Source organism: Paraflavitalea pollutisoli (assembly GCF_029360705.1).
In the GTDB taxonomy this organism is placed as follows: domain Bacteria; phylum Bacteroidota; class Bacteroidia; order Chitinophagales; family Chitinophagaceae; genus Paraflavitalea; species Paraflavitalea pollutisoli.
Genome location: NZ_JARKMX010000001.1, coordinates 718,939 through 742,298 on the forward strand (window position 1 = coordinate 718,939; position 23,360 = coordinate 742,298).

At 51.8% G+C, this 23,360-nt stretch carries 17 protein-coding genes; 9 read left to right on the forward strand and 8 right to left on the reverse strand.

The features are described from left to right. Positions 1-41: 41 nt before the first annotated feature. Entirely contained in the window at positions 42-494 is a 453-nt protein-coding gene (locus P2W70_RS03005; protein WP_276479941.1) for a lipocalin-like domain-containing protein, read from the reverse strand. A gap of 179 nt (positions 495-673) precedes the next feature. Between P2W70_RS03005 and P2W70_RS03010 the strand changes: the two genes are divergently transcribed. The 5 genes from P2W70_RS03010 to rsgA are packed head-to-tail and all read left to right on the forward strand — an operon-like array spanning position 674 to position 5,455. Next, on the forward strand, positions 674-1,675 hold the full coding sequence (locus tag P2W70_RS03010; RefSeq protein ID WP_276479942.1) for an AAA family ATPase: 1,002 nt from the start codon (positions 674-676) through the stop codon (positions 1,673-1,675). Next, on the forward strand, positions 1,672-2,547 hold the full coding sequence (locus tag P2W70_RS03015; RefSeq protein WP_276479943.1) for a DUF58 domain-containing protein: 876 nt from the start codon (positions 1,672-1,674) through the stop codon (positions 2,545-2,547). Before P2W70_RS03010 ends, P2W70_RS03015 begins: the two co-directional genes overlap by 4 nt. 15 nt (positions 2,548-2,562) lie before the next feature. After that, positions 2,563-3,462, forward strand: coding sequence for an LPXTG cell wall anchor domain-containing protein (locus P2W70_RS03020; RefSeq protein ID WP_276479944.1), 900 nt, complete (start codon positions 2,563-2,565; stop codon positions 3,460-3,462). 3 nt (positions 3,463-3,465) lie between these two features. After that, positions 3,466-4,473 carry a vWA domain-containing protein gene (locus P2W70_RS03025; RefSeq protein ID WP_276479945.1) on the forward strand — a complete coding sequence of 336 codons (1,008 nt, stop codon included), beginning with the start codon at positions 3,466-3,468 and terminating at the stop codon, positions 4,471-4,473. A 55-nt stretch (positions 4,474-4,528) separates the two neighbouring features. Continuing rightward, entirely contained in the window at positions 4,529-5,455 is a 927-nt protein-coding gene (gene rsgA / locus P2W70_RS03030; RefSeq protein ID WP_276479946.1) for a ribosome small subunit-dependent GTPase A, read from the forward strand. Between the two features lie 219 nt (positions 5,456-5,674). Here rsgA and P2W70_RS03035 read toward each other — a convergent pair whose 3' ends face one another. Further along, the gene (locus P2W70_RS03035) at positions 5,675-6,007 is read right to left on the reverse strand and encodes a DUF3630 family protein (RefSeq protein ID WP_276479947.1); all 333 of its coding nucleotides are present in this window, start codon (positions 6,005-6,007) and stop codon (positions 5,675-5,677) included. Between the two features lie 303 nt (positions 6,008-6,310). After that, positions 6,311-6,841, reverse strand: a complete 531-nt coding sequence (locus tag P2W70_RS03040) for a gamma carbonic anhydrase family protein (protein ID WP_276479948.1) — start codon at positions 6,839-6,841, stop codon at positions 6,311-6,313. Positions 6,842-6,961: 120 nt separating this feature from the next. Between P2W70_RS03040 and P2W70_RS03045 the strand changes: the two genes are divergently transcribed. Continuing rightward, a complete protein-coding gene (locus P2W70_RS03045; RefSeq protein ID WP_276479949.1) occupies positions 6,962-8,152 on the forward strand; it encodes an aspartate aminotransferase family protein in 1,191 nt (396 codons plus the stop codon). A gap of 4 nt (positions 8,153-8,156) precedes the next feature. Here the strand turns inward: P2W70_RS03045 and P2W70_RS03050 are convergent, their stop codons facing one another. From P2W70_RS03050 to glpK, 4 genes are all read right to left on the reverse strand, one after another. Beyond that, positions 8,157-8,672 (reverse strand): RidA family protein, encoded by a 516-nt coding sequence (locus P2W70_RS03050; RefSeq protein ID WP_276479950.1) that lies wholly within the window; start codon positions 8,670-8,672, stop codon positions 8,157-8,159. A 4-nt stretch (positions 8,673-8,676) separates the two neighbouring features. Next, positions 8,677-9,408 (reverse strand): MIP/aquaporin family protein, encoded by a 732-nt coding sequence (locus P2W70_RS03055; protein ID WP_276479951.1) that lies wholly within the window; start codon positions 9,406-9,408, stop codon positions 8,677-8,679. Between the two features lie 94 nt (positions 9,409-9,502). After that, positions 9,503-11,062 (reverse strand): glycerol-3-phosphate dehydrogenase/oxidase, encoded by a 1,560-nt coding sequence (locus P2W70_RS03060; RefSeq protein WP_276479952.1) that lies wholly within the window; start codon positions 11,060-11,062, stop codon positions 9,503-9,505. A 34-nt stretch (positions 11,063-11,096) separates the two neighbouring features. After that, entirely contained in the window at positions 11,097-12,596 is a 1,500-nt protein-coding gene (gene glpK / locus P2W70_RS03065; RefSeq protein WP_276479953.1) for a glycerol kinase GlpK, read from the reverse strand. Between the two features lie 168 nt (positions 12,597-12,764). Between glpK and P2W70_RS03070 the strand changes: the two genes are divergently transcribed. Further along, the gene (locus tag P2W70_RS03070; RefSeq protein ID WP_276479954.1) at positions 12,765-16,289 is read left to right on the forward strand and encodes an amidohydrolase family protein; all 3,525 of its coding nucleotides are present in this window, start codon (positions 12,765-12,767) and stop codon (positions 16,287-16,289) included. A 171-nt stretch (positions 16,290-16,460) separates the two neighbouring features. After that, complete coding sequence (locus P2W70_RS03075; RefSeq protein ID WP_276479955.1) at positions 16,461-19,907, forward strand: TraB/GumN family protein; 3,447 nt, start codon at positions 16,461-16,463, stop codon at positions 19,905-19,907. A 116-nt stretch (positions 19,908-20,023) separates the two neighbouring features. Here the strand turns inward: P2W70_RS03075 and P2W70_RS03080 are convergent, their stop codons facing one another. Next, the gene (locus P2W70_RS03080) at positions 20,024-22,537 is read right to left on the reverse strand and encodes a DUF5686 family protein (RefSeq protein ID WP_276479956.1); all 2,514 of its coding nucleotides are present in this window, start codon (positions 22,535-22,537) and stop codon (positions 20,024-20,026) included. A gap of 141 nt (positions 22,538-22,678) precedes the next feature. Here P2W70_RS03080 and P2W70_RS03085 point away from each other — a divergent pair, with 141 nt between their 5' ends. Next, positions 22,679-23,323, forward strand: coding sequence for a hypothetical protein (locus P2W70_RS03085; protein WP_276479957.1), 645 nt, complete (start codon positions 22,679-22,681; stop codon positions 23,321-23,323). Positions 23,324-23,360 lie beyond the last annotated feature (37 nt).

Genomic DNA, 23,360 nt, shown 5'->3' on the forward strand with positions numbered 1-23,360 from the left:
CATAAAGCTGGGGCCTTTCGCAAAGTAGAAAGGGAAAAAAGTTATTGTTTTACGAGGGTGCCGCGGATCTTTACCGTGACGCCGCCCAGTTCATAACCACCATCGATGACCAAGGTGCTTCCGTCCCAGGAGTTAACGACTCCAATGAATTCCAGGGTGCCGCCTTGTACGGTAATGTTCTTGCCTTCCAGTTTCCAGGTCGTGGTTTTAGGGCTAGTTCCTTCACAGGCTTTGCCGGCATCTTCATATTTGGCCGAGAAATCAGTATTCAGGGTATAGATATCGTCACGCTCACATTCTTTCAGGTAGGTAGTATACACGCTGTAAGTTGGCCCTACTGGCGGTACGATTTGTGCATCTGTCAATTTATATTTACCCGCAATGCTTTCTTTTGTCAGGCTTGCCGGTGCTGCTTCATCGTCCTTTTTACACGCAGTAAACAACAGGGCAGAAAATGCTACGGCCAAACCGAGGCGGATAGAGGTCTTTTTCATGTATTGGTGTTTTATGAGTAATATCGGTCCGTTACGAACGATTTAGGGGCTATTTTATTGTTTATCAACGGTGTTATTTGGTTTTTTTAAAGGGATTTAATAAGTTGGCAAGTAACTTGCATCGGCTTTGTTCGTATTTTCATAACCTGATTATCAATCGTTCATACTAAAAGCATTTTATGGTGGCTACTGCCGACGACATTCGTCAACTCAACGAGAAGATCCAATACCATAGCACCTTTATCGATCGCCTCCGCGACGAGACTGCCCGGGTGATCATTGGCCAGCACACCATGCTCGACAGATTGTTGATCGGGTTGTTGAGCAATGGCCACGTATTACTGGAAGGTGTGCCCGGCCTCGCAAAAACCCTGGCCATCAAGTCGCTGGCCCAGGCCATACGCGCCAAGTTCAGCCGCATCCAGTTTACACCTGACCTGCTCCCTGCCGACCTCATCGGTACCATGATCTACAATCAGCCCAAAAACGAGTTCATGGTGCGTAAGGGGCCTATCTTCGCCAATTTCATCCTCGCCGACGAGATCAACCGCGCTCCTGCCAAAGTACAGAGCGCCCTGCTGGAAGCCATGCAGGAAAGACAGGTGACCATCGGCGATACGACCTATAAACTGGATGAGCCTTTCCTCGTACTGGCTACCCAGAACCCGCTGGAGCAGGAAGGTACCTACCCGCTGCCCGAAGCGCAACAGGATCGCTTTATCATGAAAGTGATCGTCGACTACCCCACCAAGGAAGAAGAACAGATTATCATTCGGCAGAATGTGATGGGCATCCGCCCACCGGAAGTTGGCCAGGTAGTGACCATGGAGGAAGTATTGCAGGCCCGTGACCTGGTGCGCCAGGTATACCTTGACGAAAAAGTAGAGAACTATATCCTCGATATCGTATTTGCCACCCGCTTCCCCGAAAGGTACAAGCTGGATAAACTGAAGCCGCTCATTGCTTATGGTGGTTCGCCCCGCGCCAGCATCAACCTGGCACTGGCAGCCAAAGCCCATGCCTTCCTCAACAAGCGCGGTTTTGTGATACCCGAAGATGTACGCAGCATTTCCAAAGACGTACTGCGTCACCGCCTCGGACTTACCTATGAGGCGGAAGCTGAAAATGTGAATGTAGAAGCTGTGATCGACGATATCCTCCGCGTAATACCTGTACCATGAGTCTCACCACCGCCGAAATATTAAAGAAGGTTCGGGAGCTCGAGATCAAAAGCAAGAAGCTCACGCGCCACATTTTTACGGGCGAATACCACAGCGCTTTCAAAGGCCGAGGTATGTTGTTCAAAGAGGTGCGTGATTACCATGCAGGCGACGATATCCGTTTTATCGACTGGAATGTATCCGCCCGGTTCAACCACCCTTACAGCAAGGTATTTGAAGAGGAGCGGGAACTGACGGTGATGCTGATGGTGGACGTCAGCGCCAGTTCGCTGGTCGGCACTTCCAAAGCCCGCAAAAAAGACATGATCACCGAAATGGCCGCCGTGCTGGCATTTTCGGCGATCAGCAACAACGATAAAGTAGGGTTGATCTTTTTCAGCGATGAGGTCGAGAAATTCATTCCACCCAAAAAAGGGAGAGACCATGTATTGTACATGGTGCGTACCCTGCTCACGATGGAGCCTTCCCGAAAGGGCACCAGGATCGGTGAAGCGCTGCGCCGTTTCAACAACTCTACCCGCCAGAAATGTATTGCTTTTCTGCTGAGCGATTTTCTCGATGATAAATTTGGCGATGACCTCAAAGTGGCTGGCAAAAAACATGACCTGGTAGGCATCAAAGTGTATGATAAACTCGACATGGAGTTGCCAGCGGCCGGGATGTTGCAGGTACAGGATGCGGAAACGGGACAAGAGCAGTTGATCGATACCAGTGATTTCCGTGTGCGGCAGCAATACCAGGGCGCTTTCTTTCAACATACCAATTATTGCAAGGGTGTCTTTACGAGTGCCGGCAGCGACCTGTTGCACATCCGCACCGACGAAGATTATGTGAAGGTGTTCAAGAAATTCTTTGTAGGACGAAACAAGTAATGGACTAATTTATACATGAGCCGGTTGGTACGAAATATAATAGCTGGGATTTGTTTACTCACCGTTTCACTGGGCCTGCAAGCCCAGGTGTTGGTCAGGGCATCCATCGACCGCGATAAAATCGTGGTAGGTGATTCGCTGATCGTGACCCTCGATGTGCGTGCGCCTCTGGGCCAGGAGATCACCTGGTTTGCCATCGATTCCATTCCCCATTTTGAGTTTATCGGCAAAGGCAAGATCGATACGGCCGATAATGCCGATGGTAAGAAATGGGTACAGCAGGTAGTGCTCACCAGTTATGATTCCGGTTCCTGGCAGATTCCCATGTTGCCCATCCGGATCGGTGATAAGACCTACTACTCCGATTCGGTGGCCGTAGAAGTGGGTTATGCCAATGCCGACCTGACGCAGGATTACAAAGACATCAAAGAGATACAGGAGGTACCCAATACCGACACCAATTATATCCCCTGGGTGATCGGCGGTGTTACATTGCTTGCTATTATCCTACTGCTGTTTATCTTCCTGCGAAAGAAGAAGAAAACAGTTCCGGTGGCTGCACCCGTTGCCCGGTTGACACCGTATGACGAAGCCCTGAAAGCGCTGGCCGATCTTAAAAAAGAAGACCTGCCCAATAAGGGGGAGGTAAAAACATATTATACCCGCCTCAATGATATCCTGCGCGCCTTCGTGCACCGTAAACTGCAGATCGCGACTGCCGAGAAGACCAATGAAGAGCTGATCCGCGAGTTGAAAAAGCAACGGATGCATGAAGAGTATTACCAGGAGTTGTCGAATGCTTTACGAGTAGCCGATTTCGTAAAGTTTGCACGCTACCAGCCAACGGCAGAAGACAACGACAAGAACCATACTATCATAGAATCGGCTATTAAAACACTTAATAATATCGCATAAGCTTTGTTGTACAATTGGCTTCAACATATTGAATTTGCTTATCCCTGGGTATTTGCGCTCTTCCTGCTGCTACCTGCACTGGTGTATTGGTATTTCAAGGGATACCAAAAGCAACAGGGAGCCATCATGGTGTCGTCCACGGCTTTCTTCCGACCTGCCAACTCCTGGAAGAAGAACCTGCGTCACCTGCAGCTGGTATTGCGCCTGCTGGCGCTGAGCTGCCTGATCGTGGCACTGGCCCGGCCGCAAACGCGCAACGACGAGGAGTTGAAAATGGGAGAGGGGTTCGATATCATCCTTTGCCTGGATGTAAGTGGCAGTATGTCGGCCCAGGACCTGCTACCCAACCGCCTGGAAGCCAGTAAAGCACTGGCCGCCGAGTTTGTGGACCTGCGGCCCACCGACCGTATTGGGGTTGTGATCTTCTCGGGTGAAAGCTTTACCCTGGTGCCGCTGACGACGGATAAGTCGATCTTAAAAGCACAAATATTCAATATACAGCGCGGGCTGCTGGAAGATGGTACCGCCATCGGTGATGGATTGGGCTTGAGTGTAGACCGGTTGAAGAACTCTACGGCGAAAACCAAGATCATTATCCTGCTCACGGATGGTGAGAACCAGGGCGGCTTGATCAGTCCGCTGGTGGGCAAGGACATGGCCCGGGCGCATAAGATCCGGGTCTATAGTATCGGTGTAGGTACAGATGGCTACGCACCGGTGCCGGTGCCCGATGGCATGGGCGGTACGGTGATGCGCCAGCAGAAAGTGAATATCGACGAAAAGCTCATGCGCCTCATTGCAGAGGAGACCGGGGGCCTGTATTTCCGCGCCAGAGACAACGAGAGCCTCAAGAGTATCTACCGCGAGATCGATAAGCTGGAGAAGTCCAAAATAGAGATCACGACCCTGAAACGCTATACAGAACGATACTTTCCGTTCGCATTGGCTGCCGCTGCCTTACTTTTGCTGGAAATTGTACTTCGGTACACCCTATTTAAAAAGTTTCCGTAATGAGCAGCGTGCGCCAGGATAATATGATCGTATTGACCACCTACAATAACCAGTTATGAAAGCATTGGTGTACAAATCCACTGGTAGCTGGTATGTGGTGAAGACCGAAACAGGCGAGGTCTTGAATGCCCGTATCAAAGGGATCTTCAAGATCGATGGTATTACTTCTACCAATCCCATTGCTGTAGGCGATGAAGTGATCGTCCAAAAAGCAGATGATGCCGAAGGCGCGGTCATGGTTACCGATATCCTGCCCCGGCGCAATTATGTGACGCGGCAATCACCTTCCCATAAAAAGCATCACCACATCGTTGCTTCCAACCTCGATCAGTCGTTGTTGTTTGCTACCCTGCGTGATCCCAAAACATCCACGGGTTTTATCGATCGTTTTCTCGTGACCTGCGAGGCCTATCATGTGCCCGCCATACTGGTGTTCAACAAAGCCGATCTGTACAAAAAGAAAGAGCAGGAGCTATATGAAGAGCTCAGTGCCATGTACCAGGAGATCGGTTATACGACGATATTGATGTCGGTGCCGAAAGGTGAGGGCGTGGAGGAAGTGAAAGCCATGCTGAAGGATAAAACGACCCTGATGAGTGGTCATTCGGGGGTGGGTAAGTCGACGTTTATCAATTCGATCTTCCCGCATCTCAACCTGAAGACACAGGATGTGAGCGGGTGGAGCGGAAAGGGGATGCACACCACTACGTTTGCGGAGATGTTTGACCTGCCCTTTGGCGGCCGTATCATCGATACACCGGGTATGCGGGAGTTTGGCCTGGTGGATATATCCAAACAGGAGCTATCGCATTATTTTCCGGAGATGGCCAAGCTGATCAACGATTGCCAGTTCAACAATTGCCTGCACGTCAATGAACCGGGATGTGCCGTGAAGCGTGCCGTGGAAGAAGGTATTATTCACGAAGAACGATACTTCAGTTATTTTAAGTTGGTCGAAACGATCGACGATAAAGGATATTAACCAATAGCCGGGTAGTGGCTAAAAAAAGCAAGAGGTCGTTATGGAAATAACGACCTCTTTTTTGTTTCAGAAGTAAAAACTGTATGCTAAGCCAACGCTGGCCCAATAACCTACTATGCTATCGCCTCCACAAAGGCAATAGGCAAAGCATGACCTGGGATCAGCTTGTCGGGCGGTAAAACTTTTTATGGCATGCAAGCGACAGAGGTAAGCACAGGCCTATGATACGTAGCGCCTGGTTTGGTGTACCAGTAATTTGCTTTCCAGGAAATTGGCGACTTCCACTACCGCGTCGTTGTCTTTGCGCACGGCTTCACGAAACTTGGTGGGGTAGAGGGAAATGCCGGTGTAAATGTTGTAGTGCAGTGTGAGTATATGGTTCTTGTACAGGAAACTCCAGGTGAGCGTATCGAAATCGTCCTGTTTTTGGGTGAAGCGGATCTCCAGGTTGTCGGAGAGAATGTTGGCCACTTCGTAAAAGCGTTTCAGACCGCAATCGTCGTCTATGATCGCTTCGGTGCAGCCGAAGTCGGTACGTAGCGTTAGGCTCATACAGTATGGATTTAGAGGTTTATCTATTGGGTACGAAATCGAATTCGTATCGGGAATTACGCCTTGAATTTTTTCGCTTTCGGAACCTTCTCGCCACTGAGAATCCGTTCGGCACCCACATTCTTGCCATTGGAAGGACAACCAGATTTAGCCTTGAACAGGCTACAGGAACTGCTGCACAGGAGTATCATAATGCTGGCTGAAACAAGTACAAGTTTTTGGGTCTTCATATTCTTGGTGCCGTGGATTTTAAACGCTGTTGTAAACTATAACGAAACTTCGGTAGTTGCAATAGGGAACTTACTATTCCCCGGTTACCTGGTCACGAAACCAGTCTGCATACTTCATGTAATTGTTTGCTATTCTGTCTATTTCACCGTGTATTTGAGATTCGTCAATATTTTTTACTTTTTTCGCTGGCACACCTGCCCAAATTGTTCCCGAGGGTATCTGGGTACCTTCCAGTACGACAGCTCCGGCAGCAATGATGCTATGATGGCCGATAACGGCATTGTCCATCACAATAGCACCCATACCGATGAGCACGTTGTCTTCTATAGTACAACCATGTACGATAGCATTGTGGCCGATGGATACATTGTTGCCGATATTCGTTTCTGTTTTCTTATAAGTGCAATGCACGACGGCGCCATCCTGTACATTCACCTTGTTGCCCATGCGGATCTTGTTTACATCACCACGCACCACGGCATTGAACCAGATGCTGCAATCTTTGCCCGTCACTACATCTCCTACGATCGTCGCGTTGGGCGCAATAAAATTATTCTCTCCAAAACTGGGATAGGTTCCTTCTACATGTAATATGACAGGCATAAATGATTATTTGTACAAATATAGGAAGGCTGCTGCTGAAATGGCGGGCCGGCTACGGGTCGCCCGTCGCAACGGGCGGGAGGCTGCCACCAACAACGCTGCAACCAGTATCTTTGCGGCATGAATCAACGGGAACTGTTCTATAGTCATGTGGCGCAAACCTCTACCGCCCCCCTGGCGCTGGAGATCGTGAAAGCGGAAGGATCGCTGTTATGGGATGCAGATGGTAAGGAGTATATCGACCTGATCGCCGGTATCAGCGTGTGTAACGTGGGGCACCGCCATCCACGGGTGGTGAAGGCCATCAAGAAACAGGCCGATCAATACCTGCACCTGCTGGTGTACGGTGAATTCATCGAGTCGCCGGAAGTGCAATATGCTACCGCCATCACCCAGCACCTGCCTGGTTCCCTGAATTCCGTTTATTTCACCAACTCCGGTGCCGAAGCGGTGGAAGGGGCCATGAAACTGGCCAAACGCGCTACAGGACGTACCCAGATCATAGCCTTCAAAAATAGTTATCATGGATCTACTCAGGGGGCGCTCAGCATCATCGGCGATGAATACTGGCGCCAGGCTTACCGGCCTCTGCTGCCCGATATCCTGCACCTGGATCATGGCAGCCAGGAGGCGCTCGATGCGATTACAGAGCAAACTGCCTGTGTGATCGCGGAACCCATACAGGCAGAGCGTGGTATTTATACGCCCACCAAAGCCTGGATGCAGGCCCTGCGTAAAAAATGTACGGAGACTGGCACCCTGCTTGTGCTCGATGAAATTCAGACAGGCTTTGGCCGTACCGGCACCCTCTGGGCCTTTGAGCAATTCAATATTACGCCTGATGTGTTGTTGCTGGGTAAAGCATTGGGTGGCGGTATGCCGATGGGCGCTTTCATTGCCGGCAAGGAACTGATGATGAACCTGGCCGATAACCCCGTGCTGGGGCATATCACCACTTTTGGCGGTCACCCGGTGTGCTGCGCGGCAGGCCACGCGGCCTTGAAAGTATTGCTGAAAGAGTCGCTGATCCAGGAAGTAAAAAAGAAAGAACAGTTGTTTCTCGACCATCTGCACCATCCGGCCATCAAAGCCATACGCTCCAACGGATTGATGATGGCCATCGAATTCGATAGCTATGAAAGCAATAAAGCAGTGATCGATGCATGTATTGCCAACGGTGTACTCTCCGACTGGTTTCTCTTTGCGGCCAATTGTATGCGCATTGTACCACCATTGACCATATCACCCAAAGAGATCAAAAAAGCCTGCAAGATTATACTGGCAGCCATTACGGCCAAAGTGCCGGCGTAGGGTCTTACTCCACCTCTACGATCACTTCCACCTCCACGGCAATATTGCCCGGTAGGGAACCCATGCCTACTGCGGAGCGGGCATGCTTGCCTTTATCGCCGAAGACTTCCACCATCAGGTCCGAGTAGCCATTGATCACCTTGGGGTGGTCGGTGAAGTTGCCTTCGCAATTGACCATGCCCAGCACTTTCACAATGCGTTTTACTTTATTGAGGTTGCCCAGTTCGGCTTTCAATACCGACAGGTGGTTGATGCCTGTTACGCGCGCTGCTTCATAGCCCTGTTCGATCGTCAGGTCCTTGCCTACTTTACCGGTAATATTGGTGCCATCTGTTTTGGTAGGTCCTTTGCCCGAGAGGTACAGCAGGTTGCCGACCCGCACCGCATTCACGTAGTTGGCGATCGGCGAAGAAGGAGCTGTCAATACAATGCCTTTGTCTTTTAGTTTTTGTTCGACGTCTTGTGCCTGAATACCCATAGCTACGGAAGAAATAAATAGAGTGAGGAGGAATTGTTTCATCCCGTTAAGATAGAAAATATTTGTACACACCAGCAGCCAGCAGCGCGCCTGCAATAGGGCCTGCAACCGGTACCAGGGCATACCCCCAGTCACTATCCCGCTTTCGTGCAATAGGAAGCAGGAAATGGATAATACGTGGCCCCAGGTCGCGGGCGGGGTTGATGGCATAACCGGTAGGCCCACCCAGGGAAACGCCGATGCCCAGTACCAGCAGCGCTACCGGTAGTGCATCGAGAGTGCCGAGCCCGTTAACGGGTTTGCTGAACAGCAAGGCCCCCAGCATCAATACAAACGTGCCGATGATCTCGGTGATGAGGTTGTTGGGCGTACTGCGGATAGCAGGCCCGGTGCTGAATACCGCCAGCTTCAAGTCGCCATCCTGCGTTTGCTCAAAATGCTGGCGATAGGCCAACCAGGTGAGTGTGGCGCCTACCATGGCACCAGCAAACTGGGCAAGGAGGTAGATCAATACATCTTCTTTCGGAAACATGTCGAGGTAGGCCAGTGCCAGCGTTACGGCCGGGTTGAGGTGGCCGCTGCCGCCCAGTTTGACTGAGCTGTACACGCCGACAAAAACGCCCATGGCCCAGCCAAAGGCGATGACGATGAGTCCGCCGTTGTTGCCCTTGGTTTTGCTGAGCACTACATTGGCTACGACACCACTGCCCAGGATGATGAGCAGCATGGTGCCGATGAATTCTCCTACAAAATGGTTGTATGGCGCAATCGTATCCATAGTTGGTTGATGAAGGTTTATAGATGACTACAATGGTTTAAGCTTGGTCGTGGTGGCGGAAGACCTGTCCGCCTCGTTAGGCCTGATTGCCGGGCTACCCATTTGGCAGGTAGTGTTTCGCTACCTCGTGAAAGTCGCGCAGCTGCTGTTCGATCCAATCCGGTCCGTGCTGCATCGTGTCTGCCATCAACTGTGCTACCAGGGGTGCCGCTTCGATGGCTGCCTGCGCATCGAGCAACAGGGCCCGCGTTCTGCGGCTCAGGGCATCTTCCACGGTCATACACAACTCCTGCTGCACCGCCCATACGATGGTAGCTTGTTGATAAGGGAGTTTGGGATGCAATAATACTCCCAGCGCCGGTTGGTTGTCGATCAGTTGCAGCAACTCCGTTTTGTCTGTGCCGTAGTAATAATCGGCCGTGGAGTAATCGCTGGTGGGCATCGCGCCATGGATCGGCAATTCTTTCGTCACCGGCTCCTGGTAGGGTAACGCGCCCTGTACGGCTGCAATATTGATCACATCGGCCGACATCTTCCGGTAGGTAGTCCACTTACCGCCCAGTATGCTCACCAGCCCACTGTCGGATACGATGATGGAATGGTCGCGGGAGATCTCGGCCGTTTTCTTTGCGGTGCTTTTCACCAGCGGACGCAGACCGGCAAAGATGCTCTTCACATCACTGCGTGCCGGATCCTTGGTCAGGTAGCGCGCCGCATGTTCGAGAATGAAACGGATCTCTTCCTCCTGGGCAATGGGTTCGGCATCGATCTGGTTGACCGACGTATCGGTGGTGCCCACAATGATCTTGTTGTGCCAGGGTACGGCAAACAATACACGCCCATCATCCGTGTGGGGTATCATGATGGCCGCTTCGCCCGGCAGAAATTCTTTATCCAGTACCACATGAATGCCCTGGCTGGGCGCAATGCTGACCGGCTTTTGCGGATCATCCATCTGTTGTACCGAATCGGAAAATACACCGGTAGCATTGATCACGACTTTCGCAGTTATTTCATATGCTTTACCACTGATCTCATCCCTCACCTGTACACCGGCTATTTTGTCGTTAGCCTTCAGCAGGCCGCTTACTTTGAAATAGTTGAGTACGACGGCGCCCTGCTCTACAGCGGTCTGCGCCAGGTTGATGGCCAGCCGGGCATCGTCAAACTGACCATCGTGGTACAATACGCCACCGCGCAGCCCCTCGGCATCGAGGGTAGGGGCGAGGCGCAATACTTCTTCGGTCGACAGCCATTCGGAAGTGCCCAGCCCCAGGCTTCCACTCATCCAGTCGTATACTTTCAGGCCGAGCCCATAATAAGGTCCTTCCCACCATTTGTAATTGGGTACAATGAAAGACTGGTTCTTGACCAGGTGCGGCGCATTCTGCTTCATGATGCCGCGCTCCCGCAGCGCATCCATCACCAGTTTGATATTACCTTGTTGCAGGTAACGTACACCGCCATGTACCAGTTTGGTAGAGCGGGAGGAGGTGCCTTTGGCAAAGTCGGCGCCTTCCACGAGCAGGGTACGGTAGCCGCGGGCAGCAGCATCTACGGCCGCGCCCAGACCAGTGGCCCCGCCACCAATGATGATGATGTCCCAGGGTGTTGGATTCGACTCGAGTTGTGCTATAAGGTCTTTTCGATTCATGCTATACGGGTTACAATGGTGCTGATGGAGTCCTTTATTTATCGTCGGCCCAGGCGATCGATGCTTTAACAGCCCGGTGCCATCCTTTCAATAGTTGTTGTACCTGGTCTGCAGGAGCATTGGGCGTAAAGCGGGCATCTACCTGCCATTGCTGTTGCACCTCTTCGATGCTGTCCCAATAACCTACTGCGAGGCCGGCCAGGTAGGCTGCCCCCAGCGCGGTGGTTTCGTATACCTTAGGCCGTAACACCGGAACCTGCAAGATGTTGCTCTGGAATTGCATGAGCCCGTTGTTGATGGTAGCGCCACCATCCACCCGCAGTTCCCTGATGTCGATACCGGCATCAGACACCATCGCCTTCAGTACATCGTTGGTCTGGTAGGCGATGCTTTCCAGTGCCGCACGGGCAATATGCGCTTTGGTGGTACCACGTGTAACGCCAAACAGGGAGCCTCGGGCATGTTGGTTCCAGTGAGGTGCCCCCAGGCCGGCAAAAGCAGGCACCATGTACACGCCATTGGTGTCGGGTACACTCGCGGCCAGGGCTTCCACATCGCCCGAATTACGAATGATGTGCAGACCATCCCGCAGCCACTGCACCACGGCGCCGGCAATAAAGATGCTGCCTTCGAGCGCATATTCCACTTTGTTGTGGATCTTCCAGGCTACGGTGGTCAGTAAGTTATTGGTCGATACGACAGCCTTGCTGCCTGTATTCATCAACATGAAGCAACCGGTACCATACGTGTTCTTCACCATGCCCGGCTGCGTACACATCTGGCCAAACAAGGCTGCTTGCTGATCGCCGGCGATACCGGCGATGGGAATATTGGCATGCTTCACGATGGCTTCTGTAACGCCATAGGTCTTGCTGGATGGTCTTACCTCAGGCAGCACGCTCGCGGGGATGTTGAAGAGCTTCAGCAGTTCTTCATCCCATTCGCAGCTATGTATATTCAGCAACATGGTACGCGAAGCATTCGTCACATCGGTGATATGCAGTTTACCACCGGTCAGCTTCCAGATCAGCCAGCTATCTACGGTGCCGAAGGCGAGCTGGCCACGGTCGGCTTTTTCGTGGGCACCGGGTACATTGTCCAGTATCCATTTCAGCTTGGTAGCCGAGAAATAGGCATCGATGATGAGGCCCGTCTTGCCCTGAATGAGGGGGCCATGCCCGGTGGCTTTGAGGTGATCACAAAACTCGGCTGTACGGCGATCCTGCCACACGATGGCACGGGCAATGGGCGCTCCGGTTTCGCGGTCCCACACGATGGTGGTTTCGCGTTGGTTGGTAATACCAATGGCAGCCACCTGGTCGGTGGTGATGCCCTTGCGCGCGATGACTTCCGCCATGACGCTGAACTGGGTAGCCCATATTTCTTCGGGATCATGCTCCACCCAACCGGGTTGGGGATACCATTGTTTAAACTCTTTTTGGGCTATGGAGATGATGCTGCCGGCGCGGTCGAAGAGGATGGCCCGGCTGCTGGTAGTGCCCTGATCGAGGGCCAGGATATACTTTGACGACATGCAATCGATTTATGTCAAAAGATAAGCAAATTAATCCTTGCCGGGTAGCCTTGCAGCAGCTGTTCATGAAAAATAACAAGCAATTGGTGCCATTCATAACAAATAAAAATGGCGAATGACGGAGCTGTTGTAAATTCCTGCGTCTATCACTGAAAAAACTAACTGTATATGCGTAATGCGCTGTTAAAAAACCGCAACCGTGGGTTGGTCGTCATGCCCGCCTTGCTGCTGGCAGGTGCTGTGTGGTCCGCCACAGGAAACCATCACGCCTTTTACCCGGTTTCCCCTGCCAAAGTACGGGTCGATACCGTTCGCAAAGACACCACTAAGTATACCGAATACAGGAACCTGCCGCTCAAACCCGAGCGCACCATCAACTTCCCGACTGAAGAAGGCACCTGGATCAGTGTGGATGTAAGTCCCGATGGACAAACCATCGCCTTCGACCTGATGGGTGATATCTATACCGTGCCCATCACGGGCGGCAAGGCCACCCGTATCACGAGGGGGCTGGCTTTCGACACCCACCCGCGCTATAGCCCCGATGGTAAGAAATTGTTGTTTACTTCCGACCGCAGTGGTTCCGAGAATATCTGGTACATCGACCGGGAGAAAGAAGATACCGTACAGGTGACCAAAGACCAGGATCAGAACTTTCCAGGCGCAGCGTGGACGCCCGATGGCAACTACATCATTGCTGCCCGCGGCAGGCTCGATGTGAAGTTGTGGATGATGCACAAAGATGCAGGCAGCGGTACCCAACTCATCGATGCGCCCGGCTTCAAGACCATCGACCCGGCGGTAAGCCCCGATGGCAGGTATATTTATTTTTCATCCCGCAATGGCGCCTGGACCTACAATGCGCCGATGCCGCAATACCAGGTTAGTGTATACGACCGGGAGAACGGTAAAACCAGCACCATCACTTCGCGCTATGGATCGGCCTTTACGCCGGTGTTATCAAAAGATGGCAAATGGCTGGTCTATGGTTCCCGGTATGAAGACAAGACAGGCCTCGTGATCCGCAACATCACCAGTGGGGAAGAGCGTTGGCTGGCCTGGCCGGTACAGCGTGATGACCAGGAGTCGATGGCTGTGATGGGTGTATTGCCCGGTATGTCGTTTACGCCCGACAGCAAGTCGCTCATCGCGTCGTATGGTGGTAAACTCTTCCGCATTCCCATCGAGCAGGGTAAACCGGTAGAGATTCCCTTCTCGGCAGATATTGCCCTCGAACTGGGCCCACAACTCGATTTCAAATACCCGGTTACCGATACCTCACACCTACTGGCCACACAGATCCGGGGCGCCGTGCCCTCTCCCGATGGCAAGAAGCTGGCCTTCACCGTGCTCAACCGGCTCTACCTGATGGATTATCCCAACGGCACGCCGAAAAGGTTGACCACCCACGAGTTTACCGAAGCAGAACCTGCCTGGTCGCCCGATGGTAGCCAGCTCCTGTTTACTTCCTGGACGCCGGAAGGGGGCCATCTGTACAAGGTGAATGTGAACGGAAAGCCGGTGGTACAAAAGCTGACGAAGGAGCCGGGTTATTATTCTTCCGCCGTATTCAATCCCAAGAACGACCGCATCGTTTTTGTACGCGGTAAATTACAGCGCTACCAGGAAGCCATTTCACCCAGCGCCAACAATACCGAAAATGAACTGTGCTGGATGAGCGCTAATGGCGGCGACATCACCCTCATTCACCGGGCCGATTTTCGCGATAACCCGCATTTTGTAAAAGGGGAGGAAGATCGCATTTACCTCAACCAGGGAGGTGCTTTGGTCTCCATCAACTGGCAGGGTAAAGATGAAAAGGTCCACGCCCGCATCACCGGCGCCACGACCTATGGTATCAGCAACTGGAAAGATGCCGAACACCTGCACGAACTCAACGCCTCCGACTTCTGTCTGCTCACCGAAAAGATTGCCTCCGCGATGGAAGTGCAGATGCCTTCTACTGCTGCGCAGGTCAATATATCGCCCACGGGTGGCCGTGCGCTGGCGCAGGTCAATAATGATATCTATGTGATCACCCTTCCCAATACCGGTAAAACAGCCTCCATCTCCGTAGCTGATGCAGCCGGTGCCGCTTTCCCCGCACGCAAGCTGACCGAACTCGGCGGCGAGTTTCCCACCTGGGAGGCCGATGGTAAAAAGATACACTGGTCGCTGGGCAATGCCCATTTCGTGTACGATGTAGACAAAGCCATAGCGCAGGAAGACAGCGTAAAGCTGGCCAAGAAACAGGAGGCCAAACGCAAAGAAGATTCGCTGGCCAAAGCGATCACCGATGTGGTGAAGATCAAGACCGACACCACCAAAAAGCTGATCGATACCCTCGCTAAAAAAGTAGTGGAGAAGAAAGAGGAGTACAAGTACAAGCCCGAAGAGTTTGCCATCAAGGTCTATTTCGAGAAAGATATACCCAAGGCAGCGGTGCTGCTGAAAGGTGCCCGTATCGTCACGATGAAGGGCGACGAGATCATCGAAAAAGGAGATGTACTGGTCGTCAACAACCGTATTAAAGCTGTGGGCGCTACCGGTACGTTGACGGTGCCCGCCAATGCCAAAGTGATCGAGGTAGCAGGTAAGACCATCGTACCGGGTTTTATAGATACTCATTCGCATATGTGGCCCAATTGGGGCTTGCATAAAAACCAGGTATGGATCTACGCGGCCAACCTGGCATATGGTGTAACCACCACCCGTGATCCGCAAACCGGTACTACCGATGTGCTCACGTATGCCGATATGGTCGATGCGGGTAAGATCGTAGGCCCCCGCGTATATTCTACGGGGCCCGGTGTTGGCTTCTGGATGTACAATGTGCGCGACTCGGCACATGCCAGCAATATCCTGCGCCAGTACAGCAAGTACTATCATACCAATTACATCAAAATGTACCTGACGGGCCCGCGCCGCGTACGGCAGTGGGTGATCAAGGCGGCGAAAGACCAGGGCCTGATGCCCACTACCGAAGGGGGGCTCAATTACAAATTGAACCTGACCAACCTGCTCGATGGGTATCCCGGTCATGAACATTCCATTCCGATCTACCCGTTGTACAAAGACGTGTACAAGTCGATCGCTGCGTCGCATATGGCGGTTACGCCCACCTTGCTGGTGTCGTACGGCGGCCCCTGGGCGGAAAATTTTTATTATGAAACAGAAGCGCCTTACAACGATAAAAAGCTGCAGAACTTTACGCCTTATGACGAGCTGGCGCCCAAAACCCGCCGCCGCGCTGCCTGGTTCATGCCCGAAGAGCATGTATTTACCAAGCATGCCCGGTCGATGAAAGCGATGGTGGAAAATGGCGCAATTGCTGGCATTGGTAGTCATGGTCAGCTGCAGGGGCTGGGCTATCATTGGGAGCTGTGGTCCATGCAGAGCGGGGGCATGAGTACCCACGACGCCCTGAAGACGGCCACGATCCTGGGTGCCACAGCACTCGGCCTCGACAATGACCTGGGTAGCATCCAGGCCGGTAAGCTCGCCGACCTGATCATCTTCGACAACAACCCACTGGATAATATCCGGAATACCAACGCCATCGGGATGGTGATGAAGAATGGCCGCCTTTACAATGGAAATACCCTCGACGAAGTATATCCCACGGTCCGCAAACTGGACCGCAGCGAATGGACATACGAAAAACCAACCAATACGACCGGAATTAAAGAGTAAGAGCGATTTTGAGCGAACCAGATTCCAGACCCCGTTAGCACAGACGGGGTCTTTTTTATGCCCCAATGTTCCGGGAGCGGTGGCGGCTTCCGGCGGGCACTCCCGTGCGATAGGCCACAATAATTTTATCGGGTAATAACGTTTCCGTTTCTTCGTTGTAAGTTATTTACAATGAAACGATCGACCCCTTTGTACTACCAGGCGCTGTGCCTGGCCCTCTTGCTGACCCTAACGGCAGCAGCGCAGCCGAAAAAAATGGAGAATTGTCTGTTGTGGCGCATCACTGGTAACGGCCTTTCCAAGCCTTCCTGGTTATACGGCACCATCCACCTCACAGACAAGCAGGTATTTGACTTTGGCGACGCTGTTTACGCCGCGCTCGAAAGCTGTGAGGGATATGCGATGGAAATAGCGCCGGATTCGATCATCAGCAATGCCTTCCAGGAGCTGCGCGACGATCAGGTATTGCTGAAGCAGGAATTGTCAGCAGCCGACTATGCCCGCATACAGAAGAAGTTGCGCGAGCAGTTTAAGAAAGATCCCGCTACCATCACCGTAAAGGAATTCAGGACCTATTTCATCAACAAGGTCAATAAGATCGATAAGAACTCGATGCATACCATCATGGATGCCTGGTTCTACGACGCTATGCGCCGCCAGGGAAAATGGGTGGGAGGGGTAGAGGATGTGCATGACCAGGATGGGGCCGACAATTTCGTTTCCCTCAGTGACTATGTGGATGATTTCCTCGACGACAACCGCAAGAGCAAGGAAATGTTGTCGAAGATGATCGCGATCTACAAACGCCAGGACCTGGAGGCCATTGCCGGCTTCGACGACAGTGAAAAGTTCTTAATGGACAGTGTGATGTTGCGCCGCAACCGAAAGATGGCCCGGCGGATGGATAGCCTGGCGCATGTCCGCAGCAGCTTTTTCGCAGTGGGCACTGCGCACCTGCCTGGCGACTCGGGCGTGATCAGCCACTTGCGCAGGCGCGGGTTTACGGTAGAACCCATCCGTTCTGGGAGTACGATTCATGCTACGGCCTACCACTTCGAAGAAAAAGAACTGCCCTGGATCACTGTGCAGGCTAGTAACGGGCAATATACCGTACAGATGCCCGGTGCACCCCAGGATATGGGTGCCACCGACGAGAATATGGACATGAAGATCCATGCCGATATTGGCTCCAACCTGTTTTACATTACTGTTAGCGCAACCGGGCGGGAGAATCTGAGTGTAGACAGCGTGGTGGCGATGGCGATACAAAATGTGGCCAAAAAAGCAAAAGTGTTATCGATCAAGCCCATTCGCAAAGACAGTGTAGAAGGGCGTGAGGTACTGGCCAAAGGTGATGATGCCCATTACCGCATACAATGTTATTACCGTAGCCCCATCATTTATATGGCCTTGGTAGGTTCATCCGTCGATACGCTGCTGCAATCGAAAGATGCAGGTCGGTTTCTGGGGTCGCTGGTCATGCACCACAAGACCACGCCGGCTTATGAGCCCTGGTCTGTATACCGGAACGGTAAGCATGGATTCTCGGTGCGGTTCCCGGGCAAGCCGACTGCAAAGCCTGCCAAAAACAATCCCAATTCCTCGATGGTCGTCTATTCCTCGCTCGATGGGGTCAATGATATCTATTTCCAGATCGTTGTGGAGGATATGGGAAAAGGTTATTTTCTCGAAAAGGACACTGCCTTATTTGAAAGTTACCGTTCATTGCTGGACAATAGTAAGGATTGTAAGGTGCTGTCCCATACCTATGATCATATGGGAGACTATCCGGTGATGTGGTCGTCGTTCATTCGCAGCAATAACCAGGGAAGTTATTACAACAAGGTGCTGCGAATACACCGGGGTAACAGGGCCTACTATGTCGTGGCCACGACGGCAGACAGCATCAAACACCGGCAGCTGCTCAATAATTTCTTTCAATCATTTACATTAAGTCCGGTCGATCCGGGAAAATGGCAGTTGCACCAAGCGCCTGATAAGAGCTTTTCCCTCTGGTCTACCACGCCGCTTTCACGATATGTCGACTCAACAGCAGCAGAAGGGGAAGAAACGGTACCGATATATGAAATATTCGACCCAGCTGCTCCCGCCACCTATTACCTGCGCAAAGAGGCGTACAATCCCTACAGCTGGTATGAAAGCGATACCGCTTTGCTCCGGCAGATGGTGCGGAATACCCTGGAGTACTCCGATACCTTGCTCTCGTACGAGCACGTGACCAATGGTTCCTACAAAGGCGTGGAAGTGATGATCGGCCTGCCCGGCAACCACAACCTGAAAAAGATGCGGCTGCTCATCGTAGGTGATTCGCTTTTTACCCTGTACAGTATTACCTCCCGGGAGGCGCTGGAGCAGGAGGATAGCCGTCGGGTATTTACAGACCTTTCGGTGGCGCATCAAACTGCTTCTACGCTCTTCAACAATAAGGCAGATGACCTGTTCAAGGCGTTGCGGTCGGGCGACTCGCTGACCTTCGAAAAGGCCAAAGAAGCCATCGGGCAGGTGACGTTTACGAAAAAAGAACTGCCCCTGTTGCAGGAAGCGTTCACGTATGTGTATCCGGATTCTGCCGATTACAACAATACAAGCAAACAGCTACAACGGGAGATCGTACTACTGCATGATGGAAGTACGTTGGACATGGTGAAAAAAACGTGGCAGGAGCTTCCTGCTAACCGTGAAGCGGTCCGGTACGATTTGCTGGACCTGCTGGTCGATTGCAAAACACAGGCTTCGGTCACCCTGTCCCGCGACCTCCTCCTGCAAAGGCCACCTACGCGTGGCAGGGCTTCTTATTATTTTTCGAGCCTGTCGGATTCCCTGCAATTGGTAGCTCCTTTGCTTCCTTCCATGTTGCCATTACTCAAAGATTCGCTGGCTGGGCCTCACCTGGTAAGGGTGATCGAAGACCTGATCGATAGCAGTTTGATGGACCTGAAATTATTGACGACCTGGAAACCGCAGTTGTACCAGCTTGCTCACCAGGCGCTCGGCAAATCCCGGGAAACTGGTGAAATGCAATGGATCACCGATCCTTCCCTGATCCGTGTACTGGCCAAACTGAAAGATCCGGCTGCCTACCAACTGATCAACCGATTCCTGGCACAGTCTGACCTGGATATGAAGTTTATAGCCACAACAGCTCTGCTGGAAGGCAAACAGCCAGTTGCTCCGGACGCGTTGCTCAAATTGGCTGCTGATCTGGGACAGCGGAATGAATTGTACGACTTATTGGTCGAACATAAGAAAACCACCCTCTTCCCGGTAAAGTACCGTACCCAAAAAGCGCTGGCAGAAGCTGCCTTGTATGCACAGGCCATCGATGAAACTGAAAATGCGAAGTTGACCTACCTGGGCGAACGAACGATTATCGTAAAAGGGGTCAGTCAGCAATATTTTCTTTTTAAGGTGGAAATGAGTAATGAAGATGAAACGGCAGTACACCTGGGCGTTGCCGGTCCTTACAACAGCAAAGCGGGCAAGCTGCTCACGGAGTCTGATCGGGTCGGCATCTACTGGACAAAAGAATACAATGCTAAAACGGTCAATGCCGATTTTAAGGCCCTCCTGAAAGAATGGGAAGAATATGAACAATGAAATAACTAAACGAAATAATAGTCAAACTAAAAATGCCTTCCCCGCGGAAGGCATTTTTTATTCGTTGAATGCATGGGGAATGAAGAGCCTGGCCCGTTGCGCTGGTGCCCGGTTGTTTAGAAAGCCAGGCGGAAGCTGAAGAAGACGCCAAACCTTTTAACGTTCTCTGGCGGCAGGGGACGGGGCGCCAGCCGCCAGATGAGGTCGACGCGAAACAGTCGGAATATATTGTCTACACCCGTGCCTACTTCAATATAGGTTTTACCATTCAGCGATTCGAATTGGTAGTCGGAGCCGGCCGGCATATTGTAATCGTGGTTCTCCTTACTCAGGCTGCCAATCAGCGCTTTCGCCGTCCAGAATTGGCGGAACTTCAATTTGCGGGTAAGGGGAATGTAGCGGAAAAGACCGTTGCCGATATTGTGTTCAATATTCAAACCGGCATAGCGATCATGCAGGTACTCGTACCGGTTCATGAGGTTGAAGGCATACTTATCGTAATAATAGATCTCATTGCCCGGAGCCACATCGAGCAACATATAAGGCAGCTTGCCCCAGGTGCGGCCGGCAAATACATTGTAATACAATAACCCGAAAGGCGGGATCTTGGCATAATGCGAAACACTGGCACTCAGCTTATGGTAGTCGTACTTACTGTGCAGTACACCACTGATGCCCCTGGTATAGCGGACTTCTGCGATCGGGTAGTCGCTGCCCAGGCTATAGCGGTTGAAGGTCGTTTCCAGGAATTTTTCCAGCTTTGCATACCGGAAGCGGATCGTGGCTTCTGTGGTACGGATGGAGGAATCGCCCTTGTCGTCGACAAACAATGATTTATAGGGGAGATTGAGGACAGGATCGAAGTTTTTGTGCGCACCGCCGAGGGTGACCGAGAAACCCGATTTGGTGGAGCCAAACAGGTCGACCTTAGTTTCCTCCGCCATCAGGAACTTGATGGGTACACCATTCTTACGGATGGCGAGGGCGAAGATATTATCCTGGCTGATAGCGTCATAGTATTGCTGGCCACGGTCGAAGTCGCGTTTATGCGATACGGCAATATAGGTTCTGGGATTTTTGTTGAAGAGGTACATCGCATCAGCCATGTATTTGAACTCCTGGTCTTTGAAACCATAGGCCAGGTAGCCGTGCAGCAGGATCTTCTTGCTGAAGTATTTGTTGGTCGCCAGGTCAAAGCGGGTACGGAAGCCTTCCTGTACGTTGGCGGTGGCCCAGTTGAACCACGGACCGATCTCGTAGTTGCCGATATTCATGTAGCCGGTGGCGAGAAAATTGAGGGTTTTGGTGGCCCGTTTAAAAGCGGGCATCTTCAGCAGGGTATCGATGGTTTGGTAGATGGCCTGCTCGGTTTTATTCAACTCTTCGTGCCTGGATTCCACCCAAAAGGAATCGGATGCCAGCTGTGCATTGGGGGGCAGGATGGTCTCTTCCATGATCTGGTTTTTGGCCAGTTCCCGTGCCACCGATTCGTCATTTACGGTAATGTTGCGGTAGGTCGTGTTTTTACGGCCGATGGCAGCGAGTGATTTTTCGCCCGTAAGGGAAAGGTCTACCACAAATTTATCGCGGGTGAGGAACCAGGTGCTGTCATTGAGCAGGCTAAACTCCTGCACGAGGCTCAGGCGGTCGACGTAGTTGATATTCGCATCTTTCGACAGGCGCAGGTTCATCTTCTGAATGGCCCAGGTGGTGTCGTGTGCCCAGCAATCGCCTTCGAAGGTGTTTTCACCCCGGCGCTTGGGGGTAAAGGACATATGGATGAGGCGTCGTCCATTCACGTATTGTGTATCCAGTACTTTGTACCGGTAGTAGTTATCGCCGTTGTCGCTGATGGGGCTTACAAACTGTTTATCGAATACGGGGATAAAGTTGGCGTAGAAATTAATGTTCTGGTCCATACCTCCCAGAAAGCGGGACACACTTTCATTGTTGATGCCCATGGTTTTGGTACCCTGAAATACTTCCCGCCGTTTTTTGGGTGATTTCTGATAGTAGTAATTGGATATGGCTTCCGTGAGGTATACGGGCAGGTAGGGATTACCTTCTTCGGTGGTATCGATGTTGTTGAAAACGAAGTTGAACTTCTTGATGAAAGGCAGGTTCTGCCATTTGTCGCGTTTGATGTTCTTGATATCGACTTCCAGTTTGTTGTACAATTCATAGCTGAAATTGTCGAAGCGGTAACGGTCGTTGTGGGGTTTACGGCGTACGATGCGACGCCACATCAGCAGGCCCCGGTCGATCTTTTGTTTGACCACCACCTCATCGGTATACTTGCCGCGTTCCAGTAGAATGCTGATGTCGATGACCTGGTTCTTGGCCTTACGGATGAGCACAGAGTCGATCACCAGCAGAAAATCCTGGTAGCCGACGTAGGTGATCCTGATGGTATCGAGTGGCCATTGGTCGAACTGGAAGCTGAAACTGCCGGCAGAATCGCTGAGTTTACCGGTTCCGGCATGGGTGAACTGCATGGAGGCAAAGGGGATGCGCTCGTCGCTGTGGGCATCTTTGATGATACCCCGCAGGATCTTGGTTTGTGCTTGGGTAGCTTGAGACAATAGAAAACAACAACTTATCCAGGCTATACTCAGTAGAAGTTTCTTCACGCGCGCGTTTTGTTCTATGATCAAAAATACGATTAAGACCCCTATCCTGAGACGTTAAAAAATGCCAAAAATGGCAGTATCCGGACAAAAGTTTGCAAATGTGAAAAATTTGACGCTACTTTGTATCACAAAGTGCTTTTTATGGATAGCCAACACCAACCATTGGAGACCTTACAGGATATAAAGCGGATGATGGAGCGTTCGTCGCGTTTTATCTCGTTAAGCGGGTGGAGCGGTATTTGTGCGGGCGTCTGCGCGCTGATTGGGGCCTGGGCCGCCTACAGCCGCCTGGGCCGTTTCAATGTGTATTACCGCGAACATCGCCATGATGGTGGTCTTTACAATGCGGGGCAGGCATCTACCGAATTGTTCATCGATCTTATCTGGATTGCTGTGATCACCTTTATCGCAGCCCTTATATCTGCATTTTTATTCACTTATATACGCAGCAGGAAGAATGGTGTACCCATTTGGGACCGTACGGTTCAGCGATTGACCTGGAATACCCTGTTGCCGATGGCGGTGGGTGGTATCGTTATTTGGCGCGCGCTGGAATTCGGCTATTATGAGTTGGTGGCGCCTGGTTGCCTGATCTTTTACGGGCTGGCACTGGTCAATGCCTCCAAATATACGCTGGGTGAAATTCGCTACCTGGGATACGGTCAGATCATGCTGGGCATTCTGAATCTCTGGATAATAAACGAAGGGTTGTATTTTTGGGCTGCCGGTTTTGGTGTATTGCACATCGTATATGGGATCGTGATGTGGTATAAATACGAGCGATAAATGCGAACGGCAGGTACATTTCCCATAATTATATGTG

Coding starts and splice junctions, on each gene's coding strand:
- P2W70_RS03005 (WP_276479941.1), bottom strand. CDS start 494: ATGAAAAAGACCTCTATCCGCCTCGGTTTGGCCGTAGCATTTTCTGCC.
- P2W70_RS03010 (WP_276479942.1), top strand. CDS start 674: ATGGTGGCTACTGCCGACGACATTCGTCAACTCAACGAGAAGATCCAA.
- P2W70_RS03015 (WP_276479943.1), top strand. CDS start 1,672: ATGAGTCTCACCACCGCCGAAATATTAAAGAAGGTTCGGGAGCTCGAG.
- P2W70_RS03020 (WP_276479944.1), top strand. CDS start 2,563: ATGAGCCGGTTGGTACGAAATATAATAGCTGGGATTTGTTTACTCACC.
- rsgA (WP_276479946.1), top strand. CDS start 4,529: ATGAAAGCATTGGTGTACAAATCCACTGGTAGCTGGTATGTGGTGAAG.
- P2W70_RS03035 (WP_276479947.1), bottom strand. CDS start 6,007: ATGAGCCTAACGCTACGTACCGACTTCGGCTGCACCGAAGCGATCATA.
- P2W70_RS03040 (WP_276479948.1), bottom strand. CDS start 6,841: ATGCCTGTCATATTACATGTAGAAGGAACCTATCCCAGTTTTGGAGAG.
- P2W70_RS03045 (WP_276479949.1), top strand. CDS start 6,962: ATGAATCAACGGGAACTGTTCTATAGTCATGTGGCGCAAACCTCTACC.
- P2W70_RS03050 (WP_276479950.1), bottom strand. CDS start 8,672: ATGAAACAATTCCTCCTCACTCTATTTATTTCTTCCGTAGCTATGGGT.
- P2W70_RS03055 (WP_276479951.1), bottom strand. CDS start 9,408: ATGGATACGATTGCGCCATACAACCATTTTGTAGGAGAATTCATCGGC.
- P2W70_RS03060 (WP_276479952.1), bottom strand. CDS start 11,062: ATGAATCGAAAAGACCTTATAGCACAACTCGAGTCGAATCCAACACCC.
- glpK (WP_276479953.1), bottom strand. CDS start 12,596: ATGTCGTCAAAGTATATCCTGGCCCTCGATCAGGGCACTACCAGCAGC.
- P2W70_RS03070 (WP_276479954.1), top strand. CDS start 12,765: ATGCGTAATGCGCTGTTAAAAAACCGCAACCGTGGGTTGGTCGTCATG.
- P2W70_RS03075 (WP_276479955.1), top strand. CDS start 16,461: ATGAAACGATCGACCCCTTTGTACTACCAGGCGCTGTGCCTGGCCCTC.
- P2W70_RS03085 (WP_276479957.1), top strand. CDS start 22,679: ATGGATAGCCAACACCAACCATTGGAGACCTTACAGGATATAAAGCGG.